General features: G+C 35.7%; 20 protein-coding genes. All 20 read right to left on the bottom strand.

Translation table 11 applies throughout. From position 1 onward, the window contains the following. Positions 1-362: 362 nt before the first annotated feature. Positions 363-2516 carry a TraM recognition domain-containing protein gene (locus tag DOK81_RS03725; protein ID WP_206908279.1) on the bottom strand — a complete coding sequence of 718 codons (2154 nt, stop codon included), beginning with the start codon at positions 2514-2516 and terminating at the stop codon, positions 363-365. Positions 2517-2595: 79 nt separating this feature from the next. Continuing rightward, the gene (locus tag DOK81_RS03730) at positions 2596-5076 is read right to left on the bottom strand and encodes a hypothetical protein (protein ID WP_206908281.1); all 2481 of its coding nucleotides are present in this window, start codon (positions 5074-5076) and stop codon (positions 2596-2598) included. A gap of 61 nt (positions 5077-5137) precedes the next feature. After that, entirely contained in the window at positions 5138-5533 is a 396-nt protein-coding gene (locus tag DOK81_RS03735; protein ID WP_206908284.1) for a hypothetical protein, read from the bottom strand. 107 nt (positions 5534-5640) lie between these two features. After that, positions 5641-8136: an ATP-binding protein gene (locus tag DOK81_RS03740; RefSeq protein WP_206908286.1), complete on the bottom strand. Its 2496-nt coding sequence runs from the start codon at positions 8134-8136 to the stop codon at positions 5641-5643. A gap of 36 nt (positions 8137-8172) precedes the next feature. Further along, positions 8173-8580, bottom strand: a complete 408-nt coding sequence (locus DOK81_RS03745) for a TcpE family conjugal transfer membrane protein (RefSeq protein ID WP_206908288.1) — start codon at positions 8578-8580, stop codon at positions 8173-8175. A gap of 4 nt (positions 8581-8584) precedes the next feature. Beyond that, positions 8585-8842, bottom strand: a complete 258-nt coding sequence (locus tag DOK81_RS03750) for a hypothetical protein (RefSeq protein WP_206908291.1) — start codon at positions 8840-8842, stop codon at positions 8585-8587. Between the two features lie 11 nt (positions 8843-8853). Then, on the bottom strand, positions 8854-9837 hold the full coding sequence (locus DOK81_RS03755; protein WP_206908294.1) for a conjugal transfer protein: 984 nt from the start codon (positions 9835-9837) through the stop codon (positions 8854-8856). After that, positions 9830-10126, bottom strand: coding sequence for a hypothetical protein (locus DOK81_RS03760; protein WP_206908297.1), 297 nt, complete (start codon positions 10124-10126; stop codon positions 9830-9832). The genes DOK81_RS03755 and DOK81_RS03760 overlap by 8 nt, the downstream gene beginning before the upstream one ends. Before the next feature lie 2 nt (positions 10127-10128). Further along, positions 10129-10509 (bottom strand): thioredoxin domain-containing protein, encoded by a 381-nt coding sequence (locus DOK81_RS03765; protein WP_206908300.1) that lies wholly within the window; start codon positions 10507-10509, stop codon positions 10129-10131. Beyond that, positions 10502-11179: a hypothetical protein gene (locus tag DOK81_RS03770; protein ID WP_206908304.1), complete on the bottom strand. Its 678-nt coding sequence runs from the start codon at positions 11177-11179 to the stop codon at positions 10502-10504. Before DOK81_RS03770 ends, DOK81_RS03765 begins: the two co-directional genes overlap by 8 nt. Next, a complete protein-coding gene (locus tag DOK81_RS03775; protein ID WP_206908320.1) occupies positions 11176-12348 on the bottom strand; it encodes a phage tail tip lysozyme in 1173 nt (390 codons plus the stop codon). Before DOK81_RS03775 ends, DOK81_RS03770 begins: the two co-directional genes overlap by 4 nt. Positions 12349-12358: 10 nt before the next feature. Further along, entirely contained in the window at positions 12359-13315 is a 957-nt protein-coding gene (locus tag DOK81_RS03780) for a hypothetical protein (RefSeq protein ID WP_206908324.1), read from the bottom strand. A 12-nt stretch (positions 13316-13327) separates the two neighbouring features. Beyond that, complete coding sequence (locus DOK81_RS03785; RefSeq protein ID WP_206908327.1) at positions 13328-13588, bottom strand: hypothetical protein; 261 nt, start codon at positions 13586-13588, stop codon at positions 13328-13330. Between the two features lie 79 nt (positions 13589-13667). Further along, positions 13668-14066 carry a hypothetical protein gene (locus tag DOK81_RS03790; RefSeq protein WP_206908328.1) on the bottom strand — a complete coding sequence of 133 codons (399 nt, stop codon included), beginning with the start codon at positions 14064-14066 and terminating at the stop codon, positions 13668-13670. 58 nt (positions 14067-14124) lie between these two features. Beyond that, positions 14125-14835, bottom strand: coding sequence for a class A sortase (locus DOK81_RS03795; RefSeq protein WP_206908331.1), 711 nt, complete (start codon positions 14833-14835; stop codon positions 14125-14127). Positions 14836-14906: 71 nt separating this feature from the next. Beyond that, positions 14907-17378: an isopeptide-forming domain-containing fimbrial protein gene (locus DOK81_RS03800; RefSeq protein WP_206908346.1), complete on the bottom strand. Its 2472-nt coding sequence runs from the start codon at positions 17376-17378 to the stop codon at positions 14907-14909. A 444-nt stretch (positions 17379-17822) separates the two neighbouring features. Continuing rightward, complete coding sequence (locus tag DOK81_RS03805; protein WP_206908349.1) at positions 17823-18005, bottom strand: hypothetical protein; 183 nt, start codon at positions 18003-18005, stop codon at positions 17823-17825. 47 nt (positions 18006-18052) lie between these two features. Beyond that, complete coding sequence (locus DOK81_RS03810; protein WP_206908352.1) at positions 18053-18271, bottom strand: hypothetical protein; 219 nt, start codon at positions 18269-18271, stop codon at positions 18053-18055. A gap of 256 nt (positions 18272-18527) precedes the next feature. Then, positions 18528-19355 carry a DNA/RNA non-specific endonuclease gene (locus DOK81_RS03815; RefSeq protein WP_206908355.1) on the bottom strand — a complete coding sequence of 276 codons (828 nt, stop codon included), beginning with the start codon at positions 19353-19355 and terminating at the stop codon, positions 18528-18530. Positions 19356-19407: 52 nt separating this feature from the next. Further along, positions 19408-19629, bottom strand: coding sequence for a hypothetical protein (locus DOK81_RS03820; RefSeq protein WP_206908358.1), 222 nt, complete (start codon positions 19627-19629; stop codon positions 19408-19410). Positions 19630-19775 lie beyond the last annotated feature (146 nt).

Raw genomic sequence — 19775 nt, forward strand, 5'->3', positions numbered from 1 at the left:
GTAAATGGTCAAAAAAAACTGTTTCTAGAAAAGTCTTGCGCCCCAACGGGTTAGCCCGCCTTTTTATTTTTTGTCATAAACAACTCATGAACATCTCAAGAACAAGTCATAGACAGGTCAAGAACACCTCAAGAACAGCTTATATCAGTTTTTTATTGTTGAAATTCCCACTAATTTCTCTTCTTTTTCTTCTCCGTTTTACTCGTTTCATCCAGGAAAATTATTCGTAATTTATCTGCTAATTTATGGTGCACTCATGGTAATTGAGTAGGTTCATTCCCCACCCAACTACCACTCTGACAATGTCTCAAGCGACTAATTCACTGGTAAATCACGTGTATTCTTACCATCATTTATCCCCCTTATACTGGGTTGCGGACATAGACTTTACGTATCGGTTCATGACTATTTTGTCCTTTTCTATAGAAGTAAAACTCACCTGTTCGTAAACTTTTTAGATCGTTCGGGTGGATATTGAACTTGTCAACCATGCGTTTTGTTCCACGTTCACCTGACCACGAAGTCCGATTCAAATTGTTAAAACCATCCGCTTGTTCAATCATTTCAGTGAGTTCTAAGTCACGATAAGTACCGAAAATTTCCGCCCAATAGCTTGCTTCGTCCTTCTCATTTACCTGTCCAACCATGTACGTATTGACGTTTCCGACGAGCTGTTTCATGAGTGATTCATCTATTTTAGCAATGTCTGTCATAGTTTGTGGACTGAAGATGGCGTGAACGCCTGCCCCACGTGCCTTGTTTGCAATCGCTATAAAGGACTCGTCCAGATAACTTGCTGGTTCATCAAATAGTGTGAGAATTTCCTTCTTTTTTTCGGCTCCTTTATATATCTCTGCTGTTAAATGTTTCAAGTCTCCAATGATAAAATGTGCCAATTGTTTGATAAATTCTTCATAGATTAACCCGTTCAATGATAAGTAAACTAACTGATTCTTACGATAAATTTCTTTGAAATCCAGTTCCAATTCACAATGTTTTGTATCGAATAACTGCCCCACTTCACTATCAATCAACATGTTTATATTGGTCTGAAGTGACTCTGAAGTCGCATACAAATAGAACGGACTTTCCTTATATTCGTACCGAATGAATAACTGATTGAATAGCTTGCGATGGGTTTCTGATAACTCGTCAAACTGTTTACGAACCAAAAAATAATAGTCTTCCAGTGATATTGCATCGGGATCGTGGACGATTCTTTCCCACACTTCTTCCATCGCAATTTCATCTGAATCGTTGTTTGAACCTTCGTCTGCATCAGTCATTTCTATATCTAGAAGCACTTCTTTTGTTGTACCTTCGTCCTTCTCTTTGGGTCTGATTGGCTGTTGACTCTTGTGATAAGTAACGAAAACTTCTACCTCATTTTCCTCTAATGCAGTCGCAAATAACCTCAACACATTCCGCGGTAAGGTATACTCTGACAGTGTCTCAAACGAGCGTTCAATACCAAAACAATCCATTAATTGTATGGTATTCATCAGTAAAGATTTGGCTGCACTTGAGTAAAATACACTCTCTGTTTCCGCGATTGTTACGAGTCGGTCCTTAATCTCTGTACTGTTTCCATACTTCAATGGGTTGTAGCCAACCTTGTGTTCGTCACTAAAAGCAACGACACTCTTGCCATACTTCTTGGCAATTCCTTCCATTGATTCGAGTGTTTCCTTCGCTCCTTTTCCGTCGATAAGCACACAAGGAATGTTAAATTTTAAGCAATGCTCCATGAAGATTTGTTGTAAAGTGGTCTTCCCACCACCTGTTGTCGCAGGCATTAAACCATGTTGATTCAGCTCTTTTAGCGGTAAAACATAGGACGAACCAAACTCATCAGTCCCTATAAGAATTGATTGTTTTAGTCGATTGAACTCCTTTTTGTATGCTTTATAGTCGGACATTTCTAACATTTTTTGGTACTCATCTTCATAGTTTTTCGTGTATTTTTGCGATTCTTTGAACTTATTCTTATGACGTTTTCGATACTCTTTTGAGTTCTTCACTTGGTTTCGCTCTTCTTCTTTACTCGTCACACGCAGTCGGTCAAAGAAGATAGACCCACTTAATAGTAAGAAGCAGACCCCTATTCCACCCATTAGTAAGGCAAGAATGGATTGGTAATTGAAGACTAAATCATTGGTAATGATATTGAAGGGAAACAGTAAATACGTAGCTAGATACCCTCTTGGTATATAGAAAAAAAGGATAACGTTTATAGGTATCCACATGATTCCGGCACTGATAAACCACCAACTTTTTCGATTCAAGAACCCTTCATAGTCCATATTTTCAATGTGTTGGTATCGGTCTTTCCTGTTCAAATAGCGGATAATTACAAACGGAATCGCACCACAAAGCACAAATGGGTATAGTAGCGTTAACCCCACTACAAGTAGTACGTTTAATACATTCCATAGAGTTCTTCGTCCTTGTTCTTCGGAAGAATTCTTGCTTTTCTTTGGACTAAATAGTCCTTCTTCCCATATATTTTTAGCCATTATTCTCCTCCCTCAGACAAAATAAAAAGCGAATACTACATCTGTATGAAGTAGTACACGCTTCTTTTTATTGGTTAATTTAGGTAGTTCGCTTAGTTCTTATTGTGACTTTGGGCGAAACTTTATTTGATCGTTTATGTCTACTTTCTGGTTTTGCTTGCCGTCTAATATTCACCGTAGACATATTTTTATTGTGTTTTATACGAGGCTTCTCTTCCCGTGGCTTACGAATATTAACCGCAGTTGGTGCTGTTCGTAGACCACTTCGAGTAGATACATTTGTTTGTTGAACTGTACGATTTTGTAGTTTATTCTGCATAGGTTCAGAAGTTCTCGATAGACTATTTTCTTCATTGGTTCTTACTACATTTATAGTTGATTGTACTTGTTCCCTTTGTGCAACTCCGCTATGCCCTTGCTTATGTCTAGGTGTCACCCTGCTTCGTCTTGGGCTCATCGGTACCTTTTCATCTGTTTGTTTATTTGGTAAACTCACTTTTTGCTTACGAATCTGTGGTGTTTGATACTGTTTTGGCACATTCACTTTTCGTGACATAGTTGGTCCATGAACGGCATTCGCTCCTGATTGTTTAGGTAAATCATTGCGTCGTTTTGAATGTATTGCTTCTTTTCCTTTGCGTTCTTTAATCAGATTTCCATTAGTTGATTCCTCTGGAGCTAAGTCGTTGCGTCGTTCGGACAACCGGCTTTCATGCGCATTTTTTGATATATTATGCGGAATATTTGATCCTTTCTCTGAAGCTTTCATCGGCTCTTTTTGCCTAGATAAATTATTTGAAGGGTTCTGTTCTTTATCTACTATATGTTTCTTCATGGAAGACGGATGTTTACTATTTGGAATAGCTGTATCTTTTCGTTTATCGGACAGCTTATTCTCTGAATTTTTCTCATTATTATTCTTCCTTAACCGATCATTTGATTCTGGTAAGTCAGACGGATCCTTATCATTCGTTTTGTCATCATTCTTCAAATTATGATTATCAGGCGAAATATCTTTTCTTCGCTGGCTCTCTTTAACATTCGGCTTCGTCTTTTTGAAGTCTGTTTTCTTCGTTCGCCCATTTTTCCGCTCTTCTTCTTGTTCTTCTTTTTTCCGTTGTTTTGCCTCTTCTTTTCGTTTTTGGCGTGATTCTTGTTGACTAGCACCTTTGTCTTTTCTAGTTTGTAAAAAGTCTTGGGAAGCTTTTCTAGGGTGCATTACCATACCTGGTAAATCTTTCATGCTTAATTGACCAGTGAATGCGGCAATAAAGATCCCTCGGAAAAGATAGACACCGATTGGAGACACTAAATAGACAAGAATCGTAATGATTTTTTGCCAAATATCGCCATTCATGGAAGCCTGTGTAAACCCAATCGATATATAACTTACGAACAAAATAAGAACAAATCCTATACTTGCTTTCGCAAACATGACAATGGCGAATGCCTTGGCATAGTTGAATAAGACATTATCCAATACTTGAAAGAGCGATAATATTAGTAGAATAGGCGCTAACGGAATTAAGAAAATTCCAATAACTGCCATAACTATTCGTACCACTCCTAAGACAAAGAATATGATTGTTTGAAAGAGATTGACGACTATATAAAACAATGCAAAAAAGGATTGCATCCAGTTGTTGTTATAGTGAATGGTGATATTATTAAACCCTTTTTTATCCTCTGTTTTTTCTTCTTTTTTTAGAACTTCTTCTTGTAAATCCTCATTATTTTCATTACCTAACACTGCACCAATGCGGTCATACTCTTTTTCCTTATACTCAATTGTTCCTTTGCCACGTATTTCTGATTGATTGGTTGTGCCGTAGTTCATCAATAAATAGGGTTCATAAACATTCGAGTAAAAGACAGTCGATGCCAAGGCATTTCCTGCATTTTGAATAAGCACTTTGCTATCTTTTTCTGCAGGTTGGTTTTCAACATTTTCGGTGGTGTAATTATCAATCACCGGATTCACATTGACAATGGCTGCGCTAATTGCCTGATCAACATCATATACCTTGTCGAATAAGGAGTTGCTGACTGTAGCATCTCGTAAAAAAGCGAGCCCAACAAAAATCATCACTGCCTTTAAAAAGACTTTTAATCCCGCTTTGATTTGTCCTGTGACGGCAAAACGAAAAATCATGACACCTGCCACGACACAAATACCGATAAGACTCGCCACGTTCGTTAAACTAGCCGCAAGAAAGCTCGCGATATTGACCATCGGTGTTTTTAAGCTCGTTGTCACATCTAAATTGAATAAAAATTTGACCATTTCCGCGTTAAAAGAACCCAACATACGGACTCCTGACCACATAAATTCTTTAATCGCAGTAGAGATACCCGGAACAATTTGTTTGAACTTTCCTAAACTATCCGTCCCACCTGTCATAAGTGGAAAGTTATTATCTTTGTAGGCTTTATAAATTTCTGTTGGGTCACTGATCACTTTCGTACCTGTTGTTTCAGCGTAAACTACCCAGCTTGTCCCCAAAAGCAGACACAAAAAAACACCTAGAACAACTAGGCGCCTTTTTTTTATTTCTTTCATCGATTCACCTTCCTAACACAATAAAAAAGACAACCACCTAAGCAGTTGCCTTCTCATACCTTTATTCTTCAATCTTTGTAAAAGTTTTATTTTCCCGATTTGCTTCGTATTTTCCTAAAATTTCATCCATTCTAGGCATATCCGCAGAGAAATAATCAGCGGACGGATTTTTTAAACTTAATTCTATATCATCTATGTCTTGCCCAGTATATCTAATACTGTTTATTTCATCTTCAACACTTTGCGATTCAATTAAATAATATGTTCGCCCTTCTGTTTTGTACTCTGTCACAGAATTTAATGCATACGGCTCATAATATTGTCCATCTTCAGCAAAAATCATCCACTCATCATACGTATAACCGAATGCTTCTTTTTCTTCTTTTGGAGAATTGCCACATCCTACCAACAAAAACACCAACATTGGGACAAATGCCCATAAAAATTTCTTTTTCATTGTTTCTCCTTTTATTCCTTCATAAATTTACTGATTATTTATAGGTAATACTATTACTTATTAGTATAACTTAAGTGATGACATATTGAAAACGCTAGCGTGAGTTATTATACATAATCAAATTCTTCTTCCATTTCAAGTGCGTCCATAGTCGCTTTATCCTGCTTACTCGTGGAAGAAATTGCGAGCATCCATGAATCAAATAGCACATCAATCGCAATAGGTTGATTTCGCCCTAAGTGATCTTGGAAAAGACAGGTTCCTGGTACTAAGGACTGAATCATTTCTAAATTAGCTTTATTGATATCCATACCGTAAAACTCCAAGACTTTCTCTTGTTCTTTCTTTTGTCGTGGTCGGAAGGCAAATTTATAAGAGATCAGTTCTTTTTTAGCTGGTGTATCATAATCAGAGAATGTCTGCGTAAGAATATAAATATCCGTATTATTTGCCCGTCCTTTACGCAAACTATCATCAATCAAGTACTCTCCTTGAGCTGTATCTTCAAACCCTTTTGCTTCATCAAAAATAATCGCGGCATCTTCTGATTTATCTGTGGAGAAAACATAGGTTAGTTTCATGACAGCCTCCATAATCATGACTGAAGCAATCTGTTCATTATTCATACGACCACTTGCTTCTGCTTTTTTAGACGGCAGATTAAGTCCCTGAAGTCCCAAAACATTAATTTGTGTATCGAACGATAACGGTTGACTCAAATCATTCCCGATTAAGATTTTACCTAGCCCATTTTGATACCCACTGATTAACTTCGCCAGTTCTTCATCTTGTTTTCTAATCTCCTCGATAACTTTGGTTAAATGTTTTTTACCACGTCCTTTTAGCACAGTTACGATTGCATCTGAAATGACTGCTTTTTTTGTAGCCATCGTTTGTGGGTTTACATTTACTTCTCCGAAGGTTTCTAAAATAGTTTTCGCTAAGGTAATCCCTTCTTCTTTAGGTAAAAACATTAGTGGATCTAACATTCCTCGATTTCGTTCGCTTTGAGAAAGTGATACAAAATTGATTCGTTCATACAATTGTTTGAATTCATCGTTCATGCCGTATTTATCAATTGCTTTTTTAAAAAACATTTCTGTCTCATTCTTTGGATCGACGTACAGTATTTTTTGACCTAAAAATGTTAACCATAAAAACAAATACTTCACTAGAACGGATTTACCTTGCCCTTGTGGTCCAGTAATTAAGGTATTCCCATTGGTATGTAAAGCCCCTTTAATCGCTTTTTTTGCCAAACTAGGGAAGAACCAAACGAGTTTTGAAGAAAACTCTAAAGCTTGTCGAACATCACGGTATTTTTTAGCGGTAATTACACGACCTAACGGTAATCCTACATGATTGCCAACTTCTTTATCTAAATCAAAACCAAAATCCATCAAATAACCTGTAGTTGTTTTTTGTTCAAATGCATGAAACGTATATGGACTACCAATCAAACACTGATTAAATAGAACCATTTGATCCGCAATGGGACGATACACTTTGTAGTCCCCATCTTCTAAAATAAATTCTAAATCACTTGCACGTTGTTCCATTTCTTTCTTACTTTTTCCAGAAATAACAAACATGATTGTCACGTTACATAACCGTTTTTCTCTTGATTTTAAGCGATTATTGAGGTCACGTAATCGCTCTTCTCCAAACAAAATAACTTCGTCATCATCCAAAATACCTGTGGCATCTTGTTGTTCATTATCTTGTTCAAAAATGCGTTTTCGCATTTTATGTGTATCTTTAATATCTTTTTTTCGGTGACTAAATCGGATTCTTGAATGGGTTTCTATCGGAAAAGACAAACTATCTTGTAAATTTTGAACAAATGCGCCACCTTCCATCGAGGCAGGCATACCGATTAAACAATAGGTTGTACTGTAATGGGTTCTCTCAAGCTGTTCAATTTCGATATATCCTTTGTGAGGCGTTACAATTCCCTCATTTAGCTCGTATGAATTTAGCTTTCTCGTCACAGGCTTTGGATTGGCACGATGGTAAAAGTAATAGAATAAACGACCGATTTTCTGTTCATTGATTCGACGTACTTGCTTAAAGTTTAAAAGATCACTGTAAACTTGTTTTTCTTCGCGTACATAAGAGCGAAGGATTTTGTTTGGCTGGTAATTCGTTCCCAATAGTTCATTTAATTTTCGTTCACCGACTTCCTTAAACAGCTCTATATATTCCATAGGATTATATACATCTCGAATCGTAGAGAAGCGTATAAATAAGAAAGTATCATATTGATCTTGTTGTACTTCTTCGTCTAAAATCTCCTTCGCTTCATTAAAATAATACTCGCCAATATCCGCATTATTTCCTTGCACTATTTTCTCAATCGTTTTCTCTACATGCTGATCTAACGGGAATTTCTTAGGAATGTTACAGATATGATATTCGTAGTTATCATTCCCCAAAACTCCTTCTCCATCCTGGAGATATTCTGTAAAAAATTCAAGGTCATTTAACGGGTACACTTGGTGTGAAATCTGATAGCCAGCCCATACTTCATTTGTATTCGTTAAGATAAAGTTTTTTGCAATCGCTGAAACTGGAAATTCAAATGTTTTTTCTTTTACTTTCACCTTCGTATCATCCTCCCTATTTTTTTGTATATCTTTCTAAAACTTGCGGCGTTGACTAAATTTTTTATAAGAAAAAGCACCTTTAGTTAAAGGTGCTTTCGCTGCGTGTTCAAACTGTTTGCCTTTGCTTTGTTGAAGTCTAACTCGTCCAGTCAAAAAACCAAGAAAGCTCTTTTTATCCCATGTCAAACTGAATAAAATCCAAGTGGCCAATCCAATACCAGATAAAATTAATCCCCAGTAGTGTGTTGTAAAAAAAGTTACTACGTTCCAGTTAAAGAAGAACGAAGCGAGTATTCCAAGCAGTGTAACCAAGCTTATCCCACTAAATACAATGACGTACTCTAAGCGTACCCCATCTGGAAAAAGAGGAATTGAGTGTCCCCCAAACCATGTATAAAACTTAATGGGTTGTTTGAATTCACGTGTATAATTATATTCCATTGTCCTACCTCAAAAAATGTGATAGAACAATTTGTCCTGAGTTACCAGTACTTACCAGTCCTTTGATCCATTCCCCAATTGCTTGAAGATTACCTAGCATGATAATAATCGCTGCAAATAAGAAAACTCCTGCTACAGCTCCTAATGTCCGACCGAACCCTTGGGTTAATACCCCTGCAATAATCAAAATAATCCCGATAATCGCTAAGATAATCAACGCTTGTTGGGAAATATTTGTCCATAATGGTTTTAAATCAATCATTTAACTTCCTCCTAGTTCATTTCGTCTACAAAATATGTGTTATTCATTTTAGATAGTTTTAATTGGTATGGACTACCTATCGTGCTACTTTCTCCAAATTTTATTTGATAACTTCCTGTTACAAGCACAGTATCTGTGTCTTGTTCAATAATTGAGTCAATCGTTTGACTGACTAATGTTGCGTTAGATAGCCCTTGTACCGCACTAATTAACTTTAATTTTTCGTCATTCGTCACGTATAGATCAAAATAGTTAGTGACAAAACTAGTTATTGCTTCTTTTTCTTCTTGTGAAACTGACTCGCCCGTTACTTTTTGAAGTGTCTCGTCATAAGTTGCTTCATTTTTTGTTTCAATTTCTTCTAACTGTGCAATTTGAGGAATACCAATCACTTTTAGTTGCCCTTTTTGATAGCTCACAGGGAAAGTTAGCGGTAATGACTGTTCTTCCTTATCCTCCGTATACGTTACTTCATAAGTTAATTGGAAGGTCTTTGCTTTTTTATCCAGCGTCTCCTGTTGAACAAATGTAACGCTATTTATTCGCCGTTCACCTGATGAAAAGCCTAATTGATCCACTGGATATTTCTTCGCTAAATAGGGCGCAATTGCCTCTTCCCATTCCTTTTGACCATCTGTTCCTTCTGTTCGACTGACAAGCGTTTGTACAAATCGGTTGCCCTGATAAAGCATCATATCCTGTGTTTCTAATGACTTTTGTACTTCTGAAACTACTTGTTTCTCATCAATACTCTGTGCGTGACTCGCACGCGCAATCGTATCTAATCGACCAAACAACATGATTAAGAAAAATAATAGACAGGCTAAGACAACATAAAAAAAGAGCGTCAACTTATTTTCGACTGATTTTTTCGCAAAACGAATCGTCCGAACTTGTCCTTCCAATTCTATTTGTTCGCGACTTGCTTTTTTCCCTTTTTTTAGAAAAGATTGCTGTGGCGCTTTTTGTTTGACCTTAACCGACACCTTACTCATGATTGATCCCATACCGTTCGATTAAATGTTTAGGCAACGTTTCTATGATAATGACCTCGTTAACAACCGCTCCTGCGCCTTCCAAAAATAGAAGTGCTTCTTTATAGTTTTGATCTTTCAACCTCAACACACTTATAATTTCTGACCTAAACAAACGACTGCCGATCACGTAATGCTTATTATAGATACGCCATAAAATAAAAAGCGCCACCTGAATTGCAGGGCGCTCTTGGCTGAAGTTTGTTGTGTATTCTTTTTTTGAGTTTAAATCTTGTTGGTGCTCTACCATTCTTACCCCTCTTTTCTTATTTTGCTTAAAAATTTTTGAATTTCTATTTTTTTCGTACCAGTATATCGTTGCTCTTGCTTCACAATAGTTGGTACTTCTGTTAACTGATACTCTTGAATGAAATGTCTATTTTGTACTTGATTCAGATTGACAAAAACAAGGTCATGATACCTAAGTTTTTGCCGAAACAGCATAGGAAATACTTGTTGACAATCTGAACAATCGTCTTTATAAAAGACGATGATCTTGCCATCTGTTTGTGCACTGGTAATGGTTATTTGTTCTTCTCTTATATGGCGCATGACTGCTTTTTCTCCAAAAGTAAAGCAAAACCCAAGTACTACTGCTCCTAAAATAAGTAAAAGTTTCTTAGTCTTATTCATCTTTAATTCCTACAATCACCGTTTCTAAAGAAACAATCTGTTTATCTTTCGTATTGTAGCTAACTCGAAGTAAATCAATCGCGCTATTCCACTCTCCTTCAGTTAACTTACTTTTATATTTAACGTGAACAAGTCCTTCTAGGATACTTTCTTCCTCTGTTCCTACGTAGATGTTAATATCTTCTATTTCAGACGTCACTCCGTTAGAATCTGTGTAATCACCTGTTTCATTAAAGAATTTATCCACTAGCTCTTTAGAAAAATGAGTGACTAACTCTTCTTGCCGATCCTTGAACGTTTTAGGCGTAAAATCGTACAGCGTAGTAAACACCTCTGTCACTACTTCTTGAAAATCGGTCGTAGTACTTACCTGATTGTCAGTTTCAGCTGTACTTTCGTGTTCTTTTACTTCTTGGTCACTTGAACGTTCACTACTCACTATTGATTCTTTTGTTTCTAATTCATTAATTTGCGTTTCTAAATCTCTTGATTGTGTTTCCAATTTTTGAACTTTCGTTTCATATGATTGAATGAGTTGATTTTGCTTCTTATTTTCGGCTGTTAATTGATAGTTTGTTGCCTTTTCTTGAAAATAAAGTCCGCCCATACCTGCTAAAGCAAGCAGACTAATTGTGACAATCAATGCACCTATGGTTTTGACTGATTTCATTTTTTACTTTCCACCTTTTTTACTGGTCTGGCATAACAAATATCTCCCCCACTGAGTAACGAGCCAAAAGAAAGGTTAATTTGGCCTTCTCCTACACCATTTTTTTGCATACCGCCTTGTTCAATAACTTTTGTCGTTTCGCCATGCCAATCCTCGGCTAAGACTGCTGTATGTCCGTTATTTCCTACACCAGCACCTTGGTTCACAATAATAATATCTCCTGCTTTCGCACTCGTTTCAGCCACTTCTTCTAACCATTCATGACTCCCTCTAGCATCTGCCGTCATACTACCAGTGAACCACCCTACATTTTCAGGCACACTGTAGCCTGCTTTAGCTAATACTAACCAAACAAAGCTAGAACAATCTGCATATCCATATTTATCTATATATTCTACCGTGCCAAATTGTGTGCGTTTTGGTTGAGAGTAAGTAAAGTAACCAATCAGGCTTTTGGCCACATCTAATACTTCCCCATCCGCAATAGTACTAGTCGTTCCACACGTTACCTCATTTGCCTCATTAGAAACCGCATTATCTAAAATTCCATTAGATATTAAATCACCCGAGCCAATGACTGAATACCAGTGATCTGCATAGGCATAACGTTGATCTAAGAACCACTGTTCTGGATTTTGAGACATTCCTTCAAACTTCATTAACCATTCTTTGGCAGCCTCATGCACATCTGTTAGTTGAAAGATCTCTTTACTACTCGCATAGTAACTACTTGCGAGTTCCTGATCCAAATATTCTAACTGCAAGCCCAAATTAGTGACTTCTTTTCCTTTTTCACTTGCTAGCGCTTCTAAATTTGTTTTACGGTTACCTAACCACTGCGCGATTCCTGTTGCACCAGAGCTTGCATTTACTGCAGCTGGATCTAATTGTGACTCCATTTGTAACGTTCCTAGAATGCCACTACCTGCTTGTGGTGTGGCATTATATTTCTCTTTCCAGTGCGCAAACATTGCCTTCGCATTTTCTTCCGTTGATTTTGAGTCAACATTCACAGTAATCGTTGATCCTGTATCAACACAACTCGTTTCGTCTTCTTGCCCTAAAATAGCGCCAATCGCACCACCAGCAAATATCGCAATGAATAGTACTAGTACTAGTGGCGAAAATAAACTGCTGAAGAACGAAAAAAAGACCACTTTCTTTTTCATTGTGGTCTCCTTACTTATTCGTTGTTAGTGCCATATTAGATACATTTATATCACTTGAAACTTGGTAACGACTAACTGCGGTTTCTTTTACTTTAAAGCTTATATTTTCAGTATTTCCTTTTGAATTTAAAACAAGATAGCTCATGTTGTATCCTGAATCTGATGGTTCACTAGACAATAAATAAAAATCTGTTGCATCGTTGTCAGGGGACTCTAATTTATCCAACGTGCCTTCTGCCACATAATTCGTTAATTGTTTCTTAAAGTCCTTCTCATTGTCTACTTTTGCATAATATTTTGATAAGAACACTTCAGAAAAAGCTTGTACTTCATTTTGTGTAGTCTGTGTAATTCGTTGACTAGGTTTAAAATTTTCTACTACCTGATAGATTGACGTCGCAGATACAAATGTAAGAATACATAGACACAAAACAGACACAAAAGAGACAAACATGGATCGCCATATTTCTATTTTTTCAAGAGATAATTGACCAAACTGTCCCTCAGGTAAACTTTTCTTCTCTTTTTTTGTTGACTCTAAGAGATTTTTCAATGTTTGTTTTTTCTTTTTTGAGGTAAGTAACGACTGATTCTGTGTCTTTTCCTCTTGTATCTTCTTTTTCTGTGTCTGAGATTTTCTTTCCCTTGTTTGGCTATTTTTATTTTTCGGAAAAGCTTCGTGAATAGAATCCAAAAACTCTTGTGCGCCTTCTTCTTCCATATCAACTTCTTGTCGAATTGTTTCATCAATTTCTTCAAGTAAATTAAACTCTTGTTTTGGAAGATCCGTTGATGATTCAACAATCACGTCACCTTCATCAATTAATTGATACTGAATTTCGCTTTCTAATCCTTCTTCTGTTAGTTCTGCATTTGCACGTTGAAATAGTTCTAATGCTTTATCAATGTTAAATTCTTTATCTAACGGTAAATCCACATTATCTGTAGTTATAAATTTAATCTTCATTGGTTAACTCCTTTATGATTGTAATTTAACCTTGTATACGACTTTGTATGGTTTTCGATTGGTTAATTTCACTAGATACTCTGTATCTTTCATTGATACAAGATACCCATTTTCATCGGGTATATACTCCAGGCTAAATTGATTTCTCTTTACTTGAAAGTTCTTTTCTATAGCCCGATAAATTAAATGATTTTTTCTAGATTCACTATTATTAATAAAGTTTGTTAGCAGACAACCTAACAATAATCCTATAAGTATTCCAATAACTAGCATTTTTCCACTCCTATTTATCTTTTGGTTGATCCTTTTTCAAATTTATTACCTCTCGAACATCTATTTCCACTCACTCTTCTTAAACATTACGTGGAATAATTAACTTATTCTTGGGGACTTTCTCTTCATCCGATACAAAAAACTCAAAAAAACCTTGTTGATAAACATTTTTATTGCCTTTTTTATCACGAGTTTTTTCTTGGCTAATCGATACTTTTTTATATTTCGTATCCCCATTGATTACCTGCTTTCCTCCAACTACACTAATATAAGTCTTAAAGTTGCTTTTAGTGATAAGCCCAATCACAGATACTTCAAATATGCTTTCTTCCGTCAATAGTTTATTGCTAAATAATTCTGCAATCTTATTTATAGATAAACGAATGCTATATAGATTATCTTGTGGATCAAAATTCAATTTGACTTCCTTGCCAATTGTCAAATAAAGAATTTTTGCCCTTCTGTCTTCTTTTTCCATATACTTTTTCCTTCCGATTAAAATTTGCATCTGCCTTTATTGACTTATTTTATTGCAATCAATCGACTAAAGAGCCTTGTACAACTACTCGATTAGTCGTGTCATAAATATTTTCACATGTAATTAATGTAACGACTGCCTCGTCTTGATCTTCTAAACATGACGTATCTTTATAGTTCACAATTTTTACAGACGTTGTTTGATAATGAAATGTTTTCCCTGATTCGTTATTTTTCAAATAAATATCATCGCCTTCGTTTACCTTGTATAACGAAGTAAACATTAGTCCTTCTTGACCCATGTTATGGCTCGCTAACGCATAGTTACCTTTACCCATTACTGAATCAGGAAAAATTGTTGTCGCCGCATACAACATTCTTTCGTATGTTGTACCTTCTAAAATATTGAGATCAAGGTTAATCGAAGGAATTTCAACAGTTCCAACATAAATTGCATTTAGATCATCTACGTGTGCTTGCGCTTCTTCAATTTCTTCTAACGTTGGGCGATTCATAGCTTCGTAATCAGCAAAGCCATTCTCATCCAACTCACTGACATCATTCGCTAATTGAATACGCTCATCTGTATTCATATCTTTTCTTGTTTTTAGTACTTCTACTGCTTCACTAGATACTGTTTCTTCTGTTACTTGAACGTTGTTAGAATCTGTTAGTGTTTGATAACCTAAAAAACTACTTACTGCAAAAATACTAATCAAAGCAATAAGTGTTAAAACTTTTCCCTTTTTTGTTTTTAAAAATTTTTTCATATATTCTCCTTAAAAATAGAAGAAGAAGAAGGAATAATTGCTCCTTCTTCTTCCTGTTTTATTTCATTGCTTTATTTCTTGAAGAATTTAGCAAAACCAAACAATGAAACTGTTGTACCAGCAATGGCTCCTAATGCTTTTGCAACACCTTTAGAATCTGATTCTTCTCGTACACCAGTTTTAGGTAATGTTGTTGGTAAGACTTTTGCTCCTGTATCTTCTTCAACAGGTTCTTTTGGTGTTTCAGAAGGCGTTGTATCTGGTTCTTTAGGCGTTTCTGGATCAACTGGAACCTCAGGTTCTTCCTCTTCTGGAACTAAACGATCTACTTCGTTTGTATCTTTGTCATTGTCACCAACTGTTTCAGTAGCCACATTTGGAACAATCGCATAGCCATCTTCTTGCTCTAATAATGTGTAATCCATATCTTCTTTCAGTGTGCCACTAAAGCTAAAACGATAGTGCTTGCCTGCTAACATAGAACTTTTTTCTTTCGATAACGTCCACTTGATTTTTCCTGTTTCTTTATCAGCGGTTAACGTACCTTCATCAGTAATATCTGTCCAAGTCGCATCTTTCACATCAACTGTTTCTTTGCTAGTAGACGTGTCTTTATCCTTATCAGAATCAACGTCTTCATCTAATACTTTGATTGCTGAAATCAACGCATCAATATCTGTTTGTAGAACTTTATCTGATACATCTTCTTTCGCTAAATCTTCTTTTGCTGTGTCTGTGAACTCTTGTAGTGTCGCAATTGCTGTTTCGTCATATTTCTCTGAATCAGCAAGATATTCTTCTGCTTTAACAATCCATTTGTTCAACGTAACTTTTAAGTCTTCATCTTCATCAGTAGACGTGCTGTTGTCTTTCCCTGTATTACTTTCAGTCACATTGTCATCAGTCACTTCGACCTTAGGAGAAGCAGGATCAATCTCAACATAATCTGAAACATTATCTGTTAATGAAAACTCTTTGCCTGCGATTGAATACGGTGCTTGATTACGAATAGAATAGCTTACGCTATCACCTTTTTTGCCTTTTAATGCATCAGTTGTTTCTTCACCATTTTCGTCAACATTATATTTTTGTGGATCAGAATCGTAGTCTTTCACGATTGTATCAGTTGGTGGTGTTGTCTTCTCTTCACCATCGATTACAGCTTTTGCTTCATTCGGAAAGTGATAGAAGCCATCTTCATTTAAATATTTAGACAAATCTGCACCAACTTTTACTTGTGCATCAAATTCAAAGCTGTATGTGTGAGCATAGAATTCCGAATCATTCATTGCATCGTCTTTTGCAACAACATGAATCTCATTTCCTTTTGATAGATCATTAAACCAGCTTGAACGATCTGTTCCTGTTTCATCTACAATAGTGACATCTGAAACACGTTCTAGTTCAGGAATGACTGAATCGAATAATTCATATGATTTGTGATAAAATTTTTCAAGCTCACCGGGAATAATTTGATTGATTTTATAGTGATACACTTCTTTCATTTCATCTAAAGTGTTACTCGTTACATCTAATTCATCTGAATCAGAAACTAATTTAGTTGGAGCTGGCACTTCTGACTGTGCAGGTTTGACTGCCGTATTTCCTTGCCAAGCATATTCCCAATCATTTTCCTCTGTCCATTCTTTCGATGGATCAGCATTTGTGCTGAATGTATAGCTGAAATCTGTCACATCTCGGAATAACACTGTGAACATCGCCCACGGGTCTAGATCATCACTACCTTCATTATTTACTTCTGCAAATTTTTTCGATCCATCTTCCAAAGTTTTCGTTTGTAACCAACTATCTGAAGAAACTAAAATACCATCTGACTTATCTAACATATCCTTATTGATCGTAACAGATTGTAACCAGTCAATGTCAGACCATGTATAGTAACCAGTAAGCGGAATTTGTTCGTTTGTACCAGCTTTTAAGAATTCCACATCAAACGTAATATCAACCATACGATTGATCCATGAACCGATTTGATCTTCTACATTGATCGCCAAAGTACCAATCTGTCCTTGATTATATCCAGTGAAATCTTTTACAGTCATTTTCATATCAACATCTTGTCCGTTAGCTGAAACGTGATGATAAATAACTCCTGTCTCCCCTTTTACAATGTCCTTTTCAGAAATATGAATTCCACGACTACTCAAAGACCCATCAGGTTGTCGTAAACCGTCTTCCCATCCAGCACCAATCGTTTCAACGGTTGTTTTTCCTTCAATGAATCCAGCAGAAAAATCATAATCAGAAGAAATGATTGTTTTATCATCTACAATCGTAGATTCTGGATCATCGAGTACAGAAACATAATCACTTGAAGCAAACGAACTGATTGCTTTTTTTGCATCTGATTTTCCTAGTGCTTTTTCATATTTTGTTGGACTTTCTACTTTTTGCTCATTGCCTTTTTCTGCAAGTACAATGGTACTTGTTGTCGCAACTCCCGCAATCGTTGCACCTAACATCATTGTTGCAGCAAGTCTTTTTTTCCATACCTTTTTTTGTTTATTGCTTAATTTACTCATTTTCCATCCTCTTTCTAAACCAAATTATTTTTATCTATATAAAAAAGGACATGAAATTCATGCCCCTTGTGTTTTACCTATTTATTTTTTGATTCATGGATCACCACGAATACGAATGTTACACTCATCTATCATGTGTTCCTCCTTACAAATAAAAAAGCAGTGAATGATTGATTCTCCGCCTTTTTTCTTAGTAATATTTTTATTTCACCTCTACGCAAATTCATTATTTAGAGTAAATAAAGTGAGCATAGAGTTCGATACCTAATTCAACTAGTAACCCAATAACCAAAAGACACATTATAACGAAAATAACGCCAACAATTTTATCGCATACACAAAGAATTTTTTTTCTCCTGTTTGACTCCTGAAAAAAATTAGCCAGGACGATAACTAAGACGGCATACATAAGTATTATCAACATTACAATTAATATTATCCCTATCAATTCCATCTATTTACCTCATCTAAGTTAGACTCATCAAATCGTCTATGCTGACAATCAAGTTCTAAAATTCTCTTCACTTCTTCTGCATTTGATTTACTATTAAATATCATATGTGGATAGAGTTCACTATCTATAAAAATTCCCCAATCACATACAATTTCTTTTACTTCGTAGTTCATACTATTCTTCTTTCTTCATTTAATTGCAGTACCTCGCTTATTTTTCACTAAACCTCTCCTTGTTCTGTCATCGTTGTTACAAGTTCAAAAAAGTGTTCTGCTTGTTCTTTTAGTTCAAAATATTTATAAAGCTGATTACAATAGTAAGGCTTTTGAAGTTTAGTAATACAGATACTCACTACAAATTCCTTCCCTTGTTGCATGAATAGAACCTCTGTATCTTTTCCAATCGCTTTTCTTGCCAGTAACATTGGTGTTTCTTTCATCTTACCCTCCTTGAATATGACTAAACATCAGATTTATTTTTTATTCGATTCGTTTATGGTAAACTCATTGGATAATGAATGTATACATTCATTACCATATACAAGCGGAGTTGCTTGACGGAAACAGGCAACTCCATTCTTCAATATTCTGTGAGGTAGCGAGTGGTCTGCTATCTCTTTTTTATTTTTGCAAATAAAAAAAGCAGTGAATTATTCAATTCTCTGCTTAATAAAAATTATTTTTGTGTATTAAACGTTAATTTACTACGAGTTGACGATCAATTGTGGCTTTTCCTGTTGCATAATCAAATATTACTTTAGGCTGTACGTTAAACTCATAGACGTTAAAGTCCAGTGTTTCGTTTGTATCTTTTGCTTGTAACCAATATCCTCGAGGCATTAACTCGTCTTCTCGAAAGATTGTAGTAATTTGATAAACAATTTTGTTTTCATTCAATTTTTGTGCGTTACGAACCATTTCTTCATACTTTGTTTGTACTTTTTGATTTGAATAAGCTGTTTGTGTTGCTAAATTTTTAGGATTATCTTCGCTGCCATCTTCGCCTTGTACATAGTTTCCATCTAAATCAAAATTGAAGCTAGACGTATACGCAAGTAAATGTCCTCGATTATGAATGGTCTCACCATCAATTGTTTTTTGATTCCAACCTGTTGGTTGCCATACTTGACGTGAACGGCCCTCTGACTTCCCAAGGTTATTCTTATCAATATAGGCAGTAACTGTGGTTGTTCTGTTTAAATAGTCTAAATCACCATAATAAACACGATTTTCTGTCCATTCATTCGTATCTAGCGTACTCTGTCCATTGTTAACCTCAATAACTGCTGAATCACCACTAGAAAAATCAAGATCTGAAAGCTGTTCATAGATGCCTAAATCTATTTCATTTCCTGTATCGCTATTAAATTGGTCACTCACTAATTCTAGTGTCTGATTTGTAGAATTTGAGTCATCCGTCAATAGTCCATCGTTTGAAACATATTCATAACCACCAAGAGCAAGTACAGCAATAGCTGTTATTAGTGCAGGAATTTTCTTATTTCTTTTTTTCTTCTTATTCATGATCTCCTCCAACTGATAGTCTAAAATTCTATTTTAACTTTTTTTATAGACACTAGAGATTAGCAATTCTTTCTAAAACCATTTCTATTTTACCTGCCTCATCTTTCACGTAATTACGCTGAATTGCTTTTGGATCTTTTAATCCGCTAATTATTTGAAACTCGGTGATTTTTAAACTCTCTGAACACTCTTTGACACTTAATTTCTTTCTATGATTTTCTTGCATTAGCTCTAAAATCTTCGTTTCCATACTGTTGACTTTTTTCATACTCATTTTTTTATTCCTCTCAATTTTTTGATTGTGTTTTTCTATGTCTAACTGATTGCAATTCTGTCATTCTATTTCATCGAAGCATCGATATACTATTTAATTTAGTACATATTTGATCCTTTTGTTTGTTAGCTTTTAAGCTACTTTTT

This window comes from Enterococcus sp. DIV0660C, assembly GCF_017316125.1.
In the GTDB taxonomy this organism is placed as follows: domain Bacteria; phylum Bacillota; class Bacilli; order Lactobacillales; family Enterococcaceae; genus Enterococcus_B.

What these genes read in the sequence shown, in the direction of transcription:
- DOK81_RS03820 (WP_206908358.1), bottom strand. Translation starts at nt 19,629, where the DNA reads ATGAGTATGAAAAAAGTCAACAGTATGGAAACGAAGATTTTAGAGCTA.
- DOK81_RS03775 (WP_206908320.1), bottom strand. Translation starts at nt 12,348, where the DNA reads ATGAAAAAGAAAGTGGTCTTTTTTTCGTTCTTCAGCAGTTTATTTTCG.
- DOK81_RS03795 (WP_206908331.1), bottom strand. Translation starts at nt 14,835, where the DNA reads ATGAAAAAATTTTTAAAAACAAAAAAGGGAAAAGTTTTAACACTTATT.
- DOK81_RS03725 (WP_206908279.1), bottom strand. Translation starts at nt 2,516, where the DNA reads ATGGCTAAAAATATATGGGAAGAAGGACTATTTAGTCCAAAGAAAAGC.
- DOK81_RS03765 (WP_206908300.1), bottom strand. Translation starts at nt 10,509, where the DNA reads ATGAATAAGACTAAGAAACTTTTACTTATTTTAGGAGCAGTAGTACTT.
- DOK81_RS03800 (WP_206908346.1), bottom strand. Translation starts at nt 17,378, where the DNA reads ATGAGTAAATTAAGCAATAAACAAAAAAAGGTATGGAAAAAAAGACTT.
- DOK81_RS03810 (WP_206908352.1), bottom strand. Translation starts at nt 18,271, where the DNA reads ATGAAAGAAACACCAATGTTACTGGCAAGAAAAGCGATTGGAAAAGAT.
- DOK81_RS03730 (WP_206908281.1), bottom strand. Translation starts at nt 5,076, where the DNA reads ATGAAAGAAATAAAAAAAAGGCGCCTAGTTGTTCTAGGTGTTTTTTTG.
- DOK81_RS03780 (WP_206908324.1), bottom strand. Translation starts at nt 13,315, where the DNA reads ATGAAGATTAAATTTATAACTACAGATAATGTGGATTTACCGTTAGAT.
- DOK81_RS03755 (WP_206908294.1), bottom strand. Translation starts at nt 9,837, where the DNA reads ATGAGTAAGGTGTCGGTTAAGGTCAAACAAAAAGCGCCACAGCAATCT.
- DOK81_RS03815 (WP_206908355.1), bottom strand. Translation starts at nt 19,355, where the DNA reads ATGAATAAGAAGAAAAAAAGAAATAAGAAAATTCCTGCACTAATAACA.
- DOK81_RS03785 (WP_206908327.1), bottom strand. Translation starts at nt 13,588, where the DNA reads ATGCTAGTTATTGGAATACTTATAGGATTATTGTTAGGTTGTCTGCTA.
- DOK81_RS03790 (WP_206908328.1), bottom strand. Translation starts at nt 14,066, where the DNA reads ATGGAAAAAGAAGACAGAAGGGCAAAAATTCTTTATTTGACAATTGGC.
- DOK81_RS03760 (WP_206908297.1), bottom strand. Translation starts at nt 10,126, where the DNA reads ATGGTAGAGCACCAACAAGATTTAAACTCAAAAAAAGAATACACAACA.
- DOK81_RS03750 (WP_206908291.1), bottom strand. Translation starts at nt 8,842, where the DNA reads ATGATTGATTTAAAACCATTATGGACAAATATTTCCCAACAAGCGTTG.
- DOK81_RS03745 (WP_206908288.1), bottom strand. Translation starts at nt 8,580, where the DNA reads ATGGAATATAATTATACACGTGAATTCAAACAACCCATTAAGTTTTAT.
- DOK81_RS03805 (WP_206908349.1), bottom strand. Translation starts at nt 18,005, where the DNA reads ATGAACTACGAAGTAAAAGAAATTGTATGTGATTGGGGAATTTTTATA.
- DOK81_RS03735 (WP_206908284.1), bottom strand. Translation starts at nt 5,533, where the DNA reads ATGAAAAAGAAATTTTTATGGGCATTTGTCCCAATGTTGGTGTTTTTG.
- DOK81_RS03770 (WP_206908304.1), bottom strand. Translation starts at nt 11,179, where the DNA reads ATGAAATCAGTCAAAACCATAGGTGCATTGATTGTCACAATTAGTCTG.